The following is a 12,888-nucleotide window of genomic DNA, read 5'->3' as shown; positions in this document are numbered from 1 at the left end:
TCAACCCATACGTTTGTGGAACGAACGAGAGATTACTTCCAACTGATGCTCACGGCTCAGCTTGATGAAGTTCACAGCGTAGCCCGAGACACGGATCGTGAGTTGAGGATAGTTCTCGGGGTGGATCATCGCATCCTCAAGCATCTCTCTGTTGAGGACATTGACATTGAGGTGGTGTGCACCCTTGCTGAAGTATCCATCCATCATGCAGGTGAGATTTTCGACTTGTTCTTCTCTGTTTGAGCCCAAAGAGTGGGGGATGATGGAGAAAGTATTGCTGATACCGTCCTCTGCATCTGCATAGTTCAGCTTCGCCACAGAGGAGAGCGATGCGATGGCACCGTGGCTGTCTCGTCCGTGCATGGGGTTCGCTCCGGGTGCAAAGGCAACACCCTTCTCACGACCATCGGGTGTCGCTCCGGTCTTCTTGCCGTACATCACGTTGCTTGTGATGGTGAGGACAGAGAGTGTAGGCTGTGCGTTCTTGTAGATAGGTAGAGCCTTGAGCATCTGGCTGAACGTATGTGTCACATCCTTGGCGATCATGTCCACACGATCGTCATCATTGCCATAGCAAGGGTATTCGCCTACTGTGTCGAAGCCCTCTGTAAGCCCCTGCTCGTTGCGCTTTGCTGTCACTTTGGCATACTTGATCGCAGAGAGGGAGTCGGCCACGATGGAGAGACCTGCCACACCGTAGGCAAGATTGATCGCCGGATCTGTGTCGATGAATGCCATCTGTGCACGTTCGTAGTAATATTTATCGTGCATATAGTGTATGATGTTCATGGACTCGTTGTAGACACGTGCGATCTCTTTCAGCACAATGAGGTAATTAGCCCATACTTCGTCGAAGTCCAAGAGGTCGCTCTTAAGCTCTGGGATACCTTCAATCAATCGAGTCCCCGTAAACTCACAGCGACCACCGTTGAGAGCAAGGAGGAGCGACTTTGCCAAGTTGGTACGAGCTCCGAAGAACTGTATCTGCTTGCCGATCTCTTGGTAGGAGACACAGCAGGCGATACCATAGTCGTCACTACAACGAGTGGTGCGCATGAGATCATCATTTTCGTACTGTATTGAGGATGTCTCGATCGATACCTGGGCACAGAAGTCCTTGAACCCCTGTGGCAAGTCTTGACTCCAGAGTATGGTGAGGTTGGGTTCCGGGCTGGGACCGAGGTTGTAAAGGGTCTGGAGGAAGCGGAACGAAGTCTTTGTCACCTTGTGGCGACCGTCTACAAGGCATCCGCCGACAGACTCGGTCACCCACGTGGGATCGCCTGCAAAGATTTCGTTGTATGAATTCATACGCAAGTGGCGTACCATACGCAGTTTGATCACAAACTGGTCGATAAGCTCTTGAGCCAACTCTTCCGTCAAGCCTCTGTGATCCATATCGTACTTGATGTAGATATCGAGGAAAGAAGATACGTTGCCGAGTGACATTGCAGCACCATCTTGATCTTTGATCGCTGCGAGATAAGCGAAGTACACCCATTGTACCGCTTCCGAAGCGTTGAGTGCAGGGCGACGGACATCGAAGCCGTACATGGCAGCCATCTCTGTGATCTCTCTGAGTGCCTTGATCTGTTCGCTCACCTCTTCGCGCAAGCGGATGGTGTGCTCAGTCATAGGGCCTGTGATGTTGTTAAGGTCTTCTTCCTTCGCTTGGATAAGGCGATCGCTACCATAGAGCGCCAGACGGCGGTAGTCACCGATGACACGGCCACGTGCATAGTTGTCGGGCAGACCGGTCAAGAAGCCCAAGCTGCGGTACTGGCGTATCTCCTCGGTGTAAGCATCGAATACGCCATCGTTGTGAGTCTTGCGGTAATGCGTGAAGATGTCTCGTACACGCTCATCCACTTCGAGACCATTCTCTTCGACAGCTTTCTCGACCACTTTATATCCGCCGAAAGGTTTCATCCCTCTACGGAGCACTTCGTCCGTTTGGAGACCGAAGATCACTTCATTCTCCTTGTCAATATATCCGGGCGCAAAGGCTGTGATTGTCGAGATGGTTTTGGTGTCTATGGAGCGCACCCCATTATTTTCACGCTCCTCTTTGAGTGCCGTAAGACACTTTTGCCATACGGCTTTGGTTTTTTCAGTTGCGGGTGCAAGGAAAGACGCATCACCATCATAAGGAGATACGTTCTTGGCAACAAAATCACGGACATTTATCTCTTTCTGCCAAAGTCCGCCAACAAAATCCATTACATCCATAGTAGTTAAATAGATAATTATATCAATAAATCGCTTTGATTGTCTAAAATTGCAAAATGGACTTTGCAATTTCAGGTGCAAAGAAAGCACATTATTACGAATTTGCAACTATCTTTTCTCTTTTTCTGAGGCATATTTTTGTGCCAATTCAAAAAATGTTTTCTCTCTGATTATCAGTATACCTATAGTATGTTATGAGTGGGTGGGATTTCGTCTTCTTGATACCTGAAATCAGGTATTGGTGAAAATTCTCTTTTTTATGAGTCTGAGTGCACTCCGATACCCGCAGAATACTTTTTTGCTGTCCGATGGATTGAAGTGATGAGTGAAAATTGCTCTGATGATGAATTATATCATTATTTATGAGGCTTGATTTTTTTCTTTGGACCATTTTGTGTTGGAAGATCCTCTTTGTTATGTTTCCGCTTCAATGTTTATTTGATGCCAAAAATGATCTGGCTTGAAGTCTATGTGGATCTAAAAGGTTTAATAAGTCAGGGGATTCTGTTTGTGCTTTCGATGACTTTTAGTGAGGGTTGGAGAAGTGATATGGGTGTATCGAGAAAAACTAAAACCACCCCTCAGAGACCGAAAGGTTTCGGCTTTGAGGGGTGGTTTATTATAGATGTTTATCTGAATGTTAGAATTCGGAAATGAGGGTAATCAATGACTCCTTCGCATCGCCAAGTATCAGGCGGACACCTTTTTCTCTATCGTATAGAGGGTTGGGGACGCCGGCATAACCGGGGTTGCGGTCGAAGTTGCAGATGACCACGTGCTTAGCCTGATCTACATTGAGGACGGGCATACCGTAAATCGGTGTGCCTTCGGCTTCACGTGCGGCAGGGTTGAGGACGTCGTTGGCACCGATGACGATGACGAGATCCGTCTCTTCAAAGTCATCGTTGATGGCCTCCATCTCGAAGAGAAGGTCGTAGTCGACATCCGCTTCTGCAAGGAGGACATTCATGTGTCCCGGCATACGACCGGCTACGGGGTGGATGGCATAACGCACCTTTGCACCTCCACGTTCGAGTTTGTCTGCAAGTTGCTTCACCTGATGTTGAGCCTGAGCGAGTGCCATACCATAGCCTGGTACGATGATGACGCTCTTTGCCGACTTCAACCAGTCTGAAGAGGTCTCGCCGGTCTGCTCTGCCACAGGAGTAGCATCCTTCGTATTGACTTCATCTAAGAGGGTCGCAAGGGACTCCTTCGCATCCCCGAGCATGAGACGAACGCCTTCGGGACGATCGTAAAGAGGGTTAGGCACACCTGCATAACCGGGATTGCGGTCGAAGTTGCAGATGACCACGTGCTTAGCCTGATCTACATTGAGGACGGGCATACCGTAAATCGGTGTGCCTTCGGCTTCGCGTGCAGCAGGATTGAGGACGTCATTTGCGCCTACGACGATGACGAGGTCTGTATCCTTGAAGTCGTCATTGATGGCTTCCATCTCAAAGAGTACATCGTAGTCGACATCTGCTTCTGCAAGGAGGACATTCATGTGACCCGGCATACGACCGGCTACGGGGTGGATGGCATAGCGCACCTGAGCCCCCTTGCGTTCGAGCGTGTCGGCAAGTTGTTTGACCTGATGCTGTGCTTGAGCGAGTGCCATACCGTAACCCGGTACGATGATGACGTTCTTAGCTGATTGTAACCATGCAGTCGAAGGTGACGTCGGAGTACTTGCTACAGGTGCGGTCGCTTTTGTGTTTGCTTCATCCAAGAGGGTCGCAAGGGACTCCTTCGCATCCCCGAGCATGAGGCGAACGCCCTCTGCACGGTCATAAAGAGGATTAGGCACTCCTGCATAACCTGGGTTGCGGTCGAAGTTGCAGATGACCACGTGCTTAGCTTGATCTACATTGAGGACGGGCATACCATAGATCGGTGTGCCTTCGGCTTCGCGTGCAGCAGGGTTGAGGACGTCATTTGCGCCTACGACGATGACGAGGTCTGTATCCTTGAAGTCATCATTGATGGCTTCCATCTCGAAGAGCACATCATAATTGACATCGGCTTCTGCAAGGAGGACATTCATGTGACCCGGCATACGACCGGCTACGGGGTGGATGGCATAACGTACCTGAGCACCCTTGCGTTCGAGCGTGTCGGCAAGTTGTTTGACCTGATGCTGTGCTTGGGCGAGTGCCATACCATAACCCGGTACGATGATGACGTTCTTTGCCGACTGTAGCCATTCGGATGAACTACCACCGACGGTCTTTGGTGCTGTTGCAGGCTTTGTGGTGATCTGATCAAGGAGGTTGGTGATTGTCTCTTTCGCATCACCCAACAAGAGATCTACACCCTCTGCACGGTCGTAGAGAGGATTAGGCACTCCTGCATAACCTGGGTTGCGGTCGAAGTTACAGATGACCACGTGTTTAGCTTGATCTACATTGAGGACGGGCATACCGTAGATAGGGGTGCCTTCGGCCTCACGTGCGGCAGGGTTGAGGACGTCGTTGGCACCGATAACGACAACGAGATCAGCATCCTTGAAGTCATCATTGATGGCTTCCATCTCGAAGAGCACGTCATAATTGACATCCGCTTCTGCAAGGAGGACATTCATGTGTCCCGGCATACGACCGGCTACGGGGTGGATGGCATAGCGCACCTGAGCCCCTTTGCGTTCGAGCGTGTCGGCAAGTTGCTTGACTTGATGTTGAGCTTGGGCAAGAGCCATACCGTAACCCGGTACGATGATGACATTCTTTGCCGAGTTAAGGACTTCGGATAGGGAGTGACCTTTCTTCGTTTCAGCAATCTCTTCTTTCGTTGTTTCTACGGTCTTTGTTGCTTGTGTTGCCTTTGACTTGGATGGGGCTGCACTCTTACCGAGAAGGATGTCCATGAGCTGGCGGTTCATCGCACGGCACATGACCTGTGTGAGGAGAAGCCCCGAAGCCCCGACGATACCTCCGACCGCCACGAGCATCACGTTGCCTACTGCCATACCGGCAATACCGCCTGCCACACCACTGAGCGAGTTGAGGAGTGAGATTGTGATAGGCATGTCTGCTCCTCCGACACGGATAGCGAAGACGACACCGAAGAGTCCCGATGCCACTGCTGCAAGGAGGATGATCCACAACATCGATGACGCATCATAGGCGAATGCACCCCAAAGCAGTGAGAGTAGCGATAGCGCCAATAGCAGATAAACTATACCCATGTGTCCGGGGAGCACGATGGGCTTCTGAGGAAGCACTCTGTGCAACTTACCCGCTGCCACAAGACTACCGGTAAGGGTCAGCATACCGATGAGGATGGCAAGTACACCTGTGACTACCTCAAAGACAGAGCCGGTCGTGCCGATGCCTGCCACGGTGAGGAAGCCCACCAATGCCGATGCACCACCTCCCAGACCATTGAGGAGACCCACCATCTGTGGCATCTGTATCATCTGTACACGCTTGGCCATCATCCAGCCGATGCCTCCACCGATGAGCAGACACGCACCGACGGCGATGTATGTGATCCAAGATGCTCCTGCCGAGAGTACGGTCGCGAGGATGGCAAGAGTCATGGCAAAGATGCTCAATCCGTTACCTTTGACAGCCGTCTGCACACGGCTCATCATGATGAGTCCGACGAGGACGAGTATAGGGATAATGATCATCAAAAACATATTCATCACTCATTCCCTCCTTTCTTCTTTTTGTTGAACATACGAAGCATTCTGTCTGTCACACCGAAGCCGCCGACGATGTTGATCATCGCGAGGATCAAGCCCAACGCTCCGATGAGGATGGCGATATAATAGCCGGCACTGCCGACCTCAAGGCTTCTGCTTGTAAAGATGGAGATGATGACAATGATAGCTCCCACGGCAGTGACTCCCGACAAGGCGTTCATACCCGACATGAGGGGGGTATGCAGTAGGCTTGGGATGTTTTTGATCACCTTGTAGCCCAGTATGGCGGAGATGATGAAGACAACCACCAATACGATTGGATTATCCATAATGTTTTGTCTATATGATTAAAAACATAGAGGGTCGGGAACAATGTTGATAAAATCAAGGTTGCCCCAACCCTCTCAGGTATTTCTCAAACGATGGGATCAGATACCCATTGCTTCACGAGTACCCGTGTGGACGATCTCGCCATCACGAGTGACGATGATCTTCTGGCAGATCTCATCGCTCATGTCGAGGCTGATCTTGCCGTCCTTGGTGAGGTACTTCACGAGGTTGTACACATTCTGTGAGAACATCCAAGTCGAGCTGTTAGGGATAAGCCCCGGGATGTTTTTGATACCATTGAGGAGGACACCATGCTTGACCTCCTTACCACCGGCAGGAGTGATGGCACAGTTACCACCTTGGTCGATGGAGATGTCCACGATGACCGAGCCACGCTTCATCTGCTTCACCATGTCTTCGGTGATGAGGATAGGAGCGACCTTGCCGGGGATGAGTGCGCTACAGAAGACGACATCCATCTCCTTGATGGTTTCCATGAGGATCTCACGCTCACGAGCGAGGACATCATCGGGGAGCTTGTTGGCATAACCACCTTCAGCAATGGCGAGCTCAGCAGGGACGCCTGTCTCAACCACCTTCGCACCAAGGCTTGTCGCTTGTTCGACAGCAGCAGGGCGGATGTCGGCAGCATAAGTGATCGCACCGAGTCTCTTAGCTGTCGCAAGTGCTTGGAGACCTGCTACACCGACACCGATGACCATGACCTTTGCAGGCTTGATCTGACCGACAGCGGTAAACATCTGAGGCATGAAGTTTGCCATATCGTCAGCTGCCATGAGGATACCCTTGTAACCTGCACAAGTACTCATAGAGGTGAGGGCATCGAGGTTCTGAGCACGAGAGATACGTGGGATACCGTCGAGGGTAAGACCGATGACACCCTGAGCAGCGAGCTTGCGCACCATGTCGTGGTTGACAGGAGATGCAGGGTGGATAAACGTGATGAGGTACTGCCCCTTGTGCATGAGTTCGACTTCGTGCACACCGAGAGCCTCGTTAAATAGGGGTTCTTTCACCTTGAGGATGACATCAGCTTTTTCGAACAAAGCTCTTGTGTCTTCGATGATTGTTGCACCGGCAGCGATGTAGTCTTCATCATCGTGAAGAGAAGCGTGGCCTGCATTTTTTTCGACAAATACTGTCGCACCATCAGTAACAAATTTCTTTACTGTTTCGGGGGTAGCAGCCACACGGGACTCTCCCTTCATAATTTCTTTTGGGACGCAAATAATCATAATCCGTCTTCTTTAATATTGATTGTTAGGTTTAGTACCGCGATTTGTCCGTGAATGAGGAGGGAAAGAAAAACACCTCCTTCACTCCGACAAATATATGACATTATTTCCATTTAACTCTTTTTTTCTCAAAAAAAACGGTTGTGTCTCGATGATGTATTTTCGATGGGGCACAGCAGACTCTCCATCCTTGTCAAAAGCTGTGTCTGAGTCTGTCGAGAGTGACATGGCTTGTGCGATGTTATGGGCTTATCCTACAAGTGTCATATATTATTGTTGTGGTGCGGACGAGTGGGATCGGTGGTCTCCTTCGCTCTCGCACTCGTCCATCGGTGGTGTGCCAAAAAAGTCGTAAGATTCGATAAATCGATTCGTAAGACTTGTCGCATCGAATCTTACGAATCGATGTCGACGGTCGTACGACTCATCATTGCTCCCTTTTCGGAGCTGAAATCCCGGGGGCAGAGATGGAAAGGATTGATCCATGCTGTGTAGCTCAAGAGTCCTCCCTGAGCAAGTGAGATCGACATTGTCTGTCTTTCGCTCCATGCAAGGATGGGTGCAATGATGTAGAGGTATCGACCTTTTTATGTATATTTGTCAAGATTTACAGCTCCCAAACGCTGTGACAATTTAAGAACATGAATAGACAACAACTTTTCGAGCAGATAAAACTGAAGCGTTCATTCTTGTGCGTAGGCTTGGACACGGATATCCGTAAGATACCTGACTGTGTCAAAGACTGTGATGACCCTATATTTGAGTTTAACAAAAGGATAGTCGAGCAGACAGCACCATACACCGTCGCTTACAAGCCCAACATAGCTTTCTATGAGTCCATGGGGTCGTATGGATTCCTTGCGTTGCAGAAGACCATCAGTTTTATCAAGGAGCAGTATCCCGACATCTTCATCATCGCCGATGCCAAGCGTGGGGATATCGGCAATACTTCGGATATGTATGCACGTACGTTCTTCGACGTCTTCAAGGCCGATGCCGTGACGGTCGCTCCCTATATGGGCTCGGACAGTGTGCGTCCGTTTTTGCAGTATTCGGACAAGTGGGTGATCCTGCTTGCCCTCACTTCGAATGAGGGGTCGGCAGACTTCCAGCACCTTGTCGTGGGGGAGGACGGAGAGCGTCTCTTTGAGCGCGTGATCAAGACTTCGCATGAGTGGGGCAACGAGGACAACATCATGTTTGTCGCCGGAGCGACACAGGCCAGACTCTTCAAAGATATCCGTGCCATCGCCCCCAAGAGTTTCCTCCTCGTCCCCGGTATCGGTACGCAGGGAGGTTCGCTCGAAGAGGTCTGCGAGTACGGTATGAACTCGGAGTGCGGACTCCTTGTCAATGCTTCGCGCAGTATCATCTATGCCGACAGTAGCGAACACTTTGCCGAAAAAGCAGCTGAGCAGGCAAAGTTGCTTCAGATCGACATGGAGAAGAGCTTGCTCGAACACGGTCTTCTTTAAGCTTCATCGCTGGTGTCCGAAACAAAATAAAACATTATGCTCAAATTCACCGCCCAACAGATCGCTGATTACCTCCAAGGTACTGTCGAAGGGAATCCCGATATTCAGCTTACCGACATCGGTAAGATCGAGGAGGGCTCGGCCGAACAGCTGACCTTTCTCTCTAACATGAACTACGAACCGCACGTCTACACCACCAAGTGTGGAGCTGTCCTTGTCAGTAAGGACTTCACACCCACCAAGCCCGTCACAGCGACACTCATCCGTGTCGAGGATGCTTACAGTGCACTTGCACAGCTTCTCAAGCTCAGAGAGGAAGCCATGCGTCCTGAGCCGGGCATATCTCACTTGGCATTCGTCGACCCATCGGCAGAGGTCGGCAAGGATGTGTACATCGCACCTTTTGCCGTCATACAGAAGAATGCCAAGATCGGTGACCGGACCATGGTGATGGAGGGGGCTTTCGTTGGTCAGAATGCCCGTGTCGGTGAGGGCTGTATCCTCTATCAACACGTGACTGTATGCTCGGACAGCATCATCGGACCGAAGTGTATCCTCCATTCGGGGGCAGTGATTGGTGCTGATGGATTTGGTTTTGCACCTACGGCTGAAGGGTATGACAAGATCCCACAAAACGGAAATGTCGTCCTCGAAGATAATGTCGAGGTGGGAGCAAATACCTGTATCGACCGAGCGGTGATAGGGTCGACGATCATCCGAAAGGGCGCGAAGCTCGACAACCTCGTCCAGATCGCTCACAACTCCGAAGTGGGTGAGCATACCGTCATGGCAGCTCAGAGTGGTATCGCAGGCTCGGTGAAGATCGGACGTTGGAACAGGATGGGGGGGCAGGTCGGTATAGCCGGACACCTCACCACCGCTGACAATGTCACCTTTGCGGCACAGTCGGGTGTCCTCAGTAGCATCAAGACAGAGGGGATCACCGTCTTCGGTACTCCTTCTCAGCCCCATATGCGCGCCATGAAGGCGGCAGCTATTTATTCACGTTTGCCCGAGCTATCGAGAGAGATCGATGCTCTCAGGAAAGAGATCGAAAGCCTCAAGGCGGCTTTGGCTGAAAAATAAAATCGAGTGGATATGTCAACGATAATGGATAAACAACAAACACTGGCTTCTGCATTCGAGTTGACCGGTAAAGGCCTGCATACAGGCTTGGAGATACATATCAAGTTTTCTCCCGCACCGGAGAATCATGGCATCAAGATACGTCGTGTCGATCTTCCGGACAATCCTACCATCCCGGCTTTGGCGGAGCATGTCTCCAAGACGGATAGAGGGACAGTCCTCTCCAACCAAAGCCTGCAGGTCAGCACCGTGGAGCATGCCATGGCAGCACTCTACGCCATGGGTGTCGACAACTGTCTTATCGAGGTGGATGCTCCCGAGTTTCCGATCCTTGATGGTAGTTCTGTCGAGTATGTCAAGAAGATCCGTGAGGTCGGTGTCGTGGAGCAGGATTTTGTACGTGATGTGTACATCGTGAAGAAAAAGATCGAAGTGACCAACCCCAATACCGGATCGTCTCTTCTCTTATTACCGGATGATCACTTTGCGTTGAATGTTTTGATTTCCTTTGATTCTCCGATCTTGTCCAATCAGTATGCAACCCTCGAAGATATCAGGGACTTTGAGGAGGAGATATCTATGGCAAGGACTTTTGTCTTTGTGAGGGAGATCGAAGTGCTTCTCGAAAAGGACCTTATCAAGGGGGGAGATCTCGACAATGCCATCGTCATATACGACAAACAGATACCTCAGGAGCAGCTCGACAGACTTGCCCTCTCCATGGGAGTGCAGACAAAGCCTGCCGACCAGCTCGGGTACATCAATAATAAGCCTCTGAAGTATAACAATGAGCCTGCTCGTCACAAGTTGCTCGACCTCATCGGCGACCTTGCCCTCATAGGTAAGCGTATCCAAGGTCGTGTCATTGCGACTTGTCCCGGGCACCACATCAACAATCAGTTGGCTCAGCTTATCCGTAAAGACATCCGTTTGAACGAAAGCCAGGCGCCCTTATATGATCCGAACGCAACACCGCTATTCGACACGAATGCGATCAAGGGGATGTTGCCCCACCGTTTTCCTTTCTTGCTGGTGGACAAGATCATAGAGATCACACCCAACAGTATCGTCGGTGTCAAGAATGTCACCAGCAATGAACACTTCTTCGAAGGACATTTCCCGGACGAACCCGTCATGCCCGGCGTACTTCAGATAGAAGCCATGGCGCAGGTCGGTGGGATATTGATCCTCAACCAAATACCCGACCCTTCACAGTACTCTACTTACTTCATGAAGATAGACAATGTGAAGTTCAGGCAAAAGGTAGTCCCCGGTGATACATTGATATTCAAGCTACAACTCATCTCTCCATTGCGCAGAGGCGTAGCAAATATGAGAGGTCTTGTATTTGTCGGAGAAAAACTCGTCTGTGAAGCCGAATTTATGGCTCAGGTGGCGAAGAAATAACGGAACAACATAACAACAGATTACTATGTCACAACTCATACATCCTCAGGCCATCGTCCACCCCGACGCAAAAATAGGCGATCATGTACGTATCGACGCCTTTGCGGTCGTCGAAGAGAATGTCGAAATCGGAGACTATACTCATATCCACTCGGGAGCCATGATCAGATACGGTGCACGTATAGGTATGCATTGTCAGATCCATCCTTATGCCGTGATCTCGGGTATCCCACAAGACTTGAAGTTTGCAGGGGAGGATACCGTAGCCATCGTGGGAGACTATACGGTGGTGAGGGAGTGTTGTACCATCAATAGAGGTACGGCATCTGCAGGGCTTACCAAGGTCGGCAAGCATTGCCTTCTCATGGCTTATGCACATATAGCACACGACTGTATCCTCGGGGACAATATCATTATCGGCAATGCCTCTCAGATTGCCGGAGAGGTACATATCGATGACTTTGCCATCGTCAGTGGTGGTACCCTTGTGCATCAGTTTGCCCGCATCTCCAAGCACGTGATGATCCAAGGCGGATCAAGGATCAACAAAGATATCCCACCCTATACTCTTATCGGTCGCGAACCCGCGATGTACTGTGGTATCAACATTGTCGGTCTTCGTCGCAGAGGCTTTACGAACGAGCAGATATTCCTCATCAACGACGTTTACCGTACGCTTTACAGCCGTGGGCTCAACAACTCTGATGCCATTGATGCCATCGAGAGGGAGTATGACTCTTGCGAAGAGCGTGATCTCATTTTGAATTTTATCAAAGATTCGAAGAGAGGCATCGTCAGAGGTTCAATCGATTGATATTCTGTCAGCGCATATAATCACTATTAGATACGACGCATCATGATATATAGATTTGTGATCATTTCCGATGAAGTGGATGATTTCCGCAGAGACATCAAGATCAATGCCGATGTTACTTTTTGGGACTTCCATCAGGCGATCATCGACAGCGTGGGTTACGAGGCCTCACAGATAACCTCTTTCACCATCTGTGACGAGTCGTGGAACAAGACCAAAGAAGTCTCTATGATCGATGAGTCTCGCAGTATGGAAGAGGACGTTTATCTCATGAAGGATACTACCCTCGACGAGTTTCTCACCGAAGAGAGACAGAAGCTCATGTATCACTTCGATACGTTGGGCGATAGAGCTTTCTTCATCGAGTTGAGAGAGATCGTGTATGGTGAGACCATCGATAAGCCCGAGGTCGTGCGTAGTAAGGGTAATCCTCCTCGACAAGAGAGCGATATCGAAGAACTCCTCGCAGCACCCATCGTGGCACCTCCCGTGGCGAAGTCTTCGAGCGGCTCTTATGGTAGCAATGATGACTTCAACGACGATGATTTCTACAATGAAGACTTCGAGCTCGACAGCTTGGATACTCTCGATGAGCATGGTATAGGTATCGAGGACGATATCTTCTAAATCCCCTCAAGA

Annotated in this window: 11 protein-coding genes; 6 read left to right on the top strand and 5 right to left on the bottom strand. The window is 50.3% G+C overall.

Features of this window, described 5'->3' with window-relative positions:
• From pflB to EL262_RS04290, 4 genes are all read right to left on the bottom strand, one after another.
• Entirely contained in the window at nt 1-2,229 is a 2,229-nt protein-coding gene (gene pflB, locus EL262_RS04305) for a formate C-acetyltransferase (protein WP_036845245.1), read from the bottom strand.
• Nucleotides 2,230-2,869: 640 nt separating this feature from the next.
• A complete protein-coding gene (locus EL262_RS04300) occupies nt 2,870-5,881 on the bottom strand; it encodes an NAD(P)(+) transhydrogenase (Re/Si-specific) subunit beta (protein ID WP_025837190.1) in 3,012 nt (1,003 codons plus the stop codon).
• Nucleotides 5,881-6,210 (bottom strand): NAD(P) transhydrogenase subunit alpha part 2, encoded by a 330-nt coding sequence (locus EL262_RS04295; RefSeq protein WP_025837193.1) that lies wholly within the window; start codon nt 6,208-6,210, stop codon nt 5,881-5,883. The genes EL262_RS04300 and EL262_RS04295 overlap by 1 nt, the downstream gene beginning before the upstream one ends.
• A gap of 99 nt (nt 6,211-6,309) precedes the next feature.
• The gene (locus tag EL262_RS04290) at nt 6,310-7,467 is read right to left on the bottom strand and encodes an NAD(P) transhydrogenase subunit alpha (protein WP_025837195.1); all 1,158 of its coding nucleotides are present in this window, start codon (nt 7,465-7,467) and stop codon (nt 6,310-6,312) included.
• A 151-nt stretch (nt 7,468-7,618) separates the two neighbouring features.
• On the opposite strand from EL262_RS04290, the gene EL262_RS04285 reads away from it, so the two are divergent.
• A complete protein-coding gene (locus EL262_RS04285; RefSeq protein WP_126464354.1) occupies nt 7,619-7,822 on the top strand; it encodes a hypothetical protein in 204 nt (67 codons plus the stop codon).
• A 40-nt stretch (nt 7,823-7,862) separates the two neighbouring features.
• Here the strand turns inward: EL262_RS04285 and EL262_RS10230 are convergent, their stop codons facing one another.
• Entirely contained in the window at nt 7,863-7,997 is a 135-nt protein-coding gene (locus EL262_RS10230; RefSeq protein ID WP_262501320.1) for a hypothetical protein, read from the bottom strand.
• A 111-nt stretch (nt 7,998-8,108) separates the two neighbouring features.
• Between EL262_RS10230 and pyrF the strand changes: the two genes are divergently transcribed.
• Genes pyrF through EL262_RS04260 form a run of 5 tightly spaced genes read left to right on the top strand, consistent with a single transcriptional unit; the run spans nt 8,109 to nt 12,876 of the window.
• Nucleotides 8,109-8,942, top strand: coding sequence for an orotidine-5'-phosphate decarboxylase (pyrF, locus tag EL262_RS04280; RefSeq protein ID WP_025837197.1), 834 nt, complete (start codon nt 8,109-8,111; stop codon nt 8,940-8,942).
• 36 nt (nt 8,943-8,978) lie between these two features.
• A complete protein-coding gene (gene lpxD, locus EL262_RS04275) occupies nt 8,979-10,028 on the top strand; it encodes a UDP-3-O-(3-hydroxymyristoyl)glucosamine N-acyltransferase (protein ID WP_036852285.1) in 1,050 nt (349 codons plus the stop codon).
• A 24-nt stretch (nt 10,029-10,052) separates the two neighbouring features.
• Nucleotides 10,053-11,435 (top strand): bifunctional UDP-3-O-[3-hydroxymyristoyl] N-acetylglucosamine deacetylase/3-hydroxyacyl-ACP dehydratase, encoded by a 1,383-nt coding sequence (locus EL262_RS04270; RefSeq protein ID WP_025837199.1) that lies wholly within the window; start codon nt 10,053-10,055, stop codon nt 11,433-11,435.
• Between the two features lie 25 nt (nt 11,436-11,460).
• Entirely contained in the window at nt 11,461-12,249 is a 789-nt protein-coding gene (gene lpxA, locus EL262_RS04265; RefSeq protein ID WP_025837201.1) for an acyl-ACP--UDP-N-acetylglucosamine O-acyltransferase, read from the top strand.
• A gap of 42 nt (nt 12,250-12,291) precedes the next feature.
• On the top strand, nt 12,292-12,876 hold the full coding sequence (locus EL262_RS04260; protein ID WP_025837203.1) for an IS1096 element passenger TnpR family protein: 585 nt from the start codon (nt 12,292-12,294) through the stop codon (nt 12,874-12,876).
• The last annotated feature ends 12 nt before the right edge of the window (nt 12,877-12,888 follow it).

Origin of the sequence: Porphyromonas cangingivalis, from assembly GCF_900638305.1 — a bacterium.
Lineage (GTDB): Bacteria > Bacteroidota > Bacteroidia > Bacteroidales > Porphyromonadaceae > Porphyromonas_A > Porphyromonas_A cangingivalis.
Note: the sequence above shows the minus strand (reverse complement) of the source record. Positions and strands in the feature narration are given on the sequence as shown.

Bases quoted from the DNA above. Each gene is read 5' to 3' on its own strand.
- EL262_RS04300 (WP_025837190.1), bottom strand. From the start codon at position 5,881: ATGAATATGTTTTTGATGATCATTATCCCTATACTCGTCCTCGTCGGA.
- EL262_RS04260 (WP_025837203.1), top strand. From the start codon at position 12,292: ATGATATATAGATTTGTGATCATTTCCGATGAAGTGGATGATTTCCGC.
- EL262_RS04290 (WP_025837195.1), bottom strand. From the start codon at position 7,467: ATGATTATTTGCGTCCCAAAAGAAATTATGAAGGGAGAGTCCCGTGTG.
- EL262_RS04270 (WP_025837199.1), top strand. From the start codon at position 10,053: ATGGATAAACAACAAACACTGGCTTCTGCATTCGAGTTGACCGGTAAA.
- EL262_RS04285 (WP_126464354.1), top strand. From the start codon at position 7,619: ATGATGTATTTTCGATGGGGCACAGCAGACTCTCCATCCTTGTCAAAA.
- lpxA (WP_025837201.1), top strand. From the start codon at position 11,461: ATGTCACAACTCATACATCCTCAGGCCATCGTCCACCCCGACGCAAAA.
- lpxD (WP_036852285.1), top strand. From the start codon at position 8,979: ATGCTCAAATTCACCGCCCAACAGATCGCTGATTACCTCCAAGGTACT.
- pyrF (WP_025837197.1), top strand. From the start codon at position 8,109: ATGAATAGACAACAACTTTTCGAGCAGATAAAACTGAAGCGTTCATTC.
- EL262_RS04295 (WP_025837193.1), bottom strand. From the start codon at position 6,210: ATGGATAATCCAATCGTATTGGTGGTTGTCTTCATCATCTCCGCCATA.
- pflB (WP_036845245.1), bottom strand. From the start codon at position 2,229: ATGGATGTAATGGATTTTGTTGGCGGACTTTGGCAGAAAGAGATAAAT.
- EL262_RS10230 (WP_262501320.1), bottom strand. From the start codon at position 7,997: ATGTCGATCTCACTTGCTCAGGGAGGACTCTTGAGCTACACAGCATGG.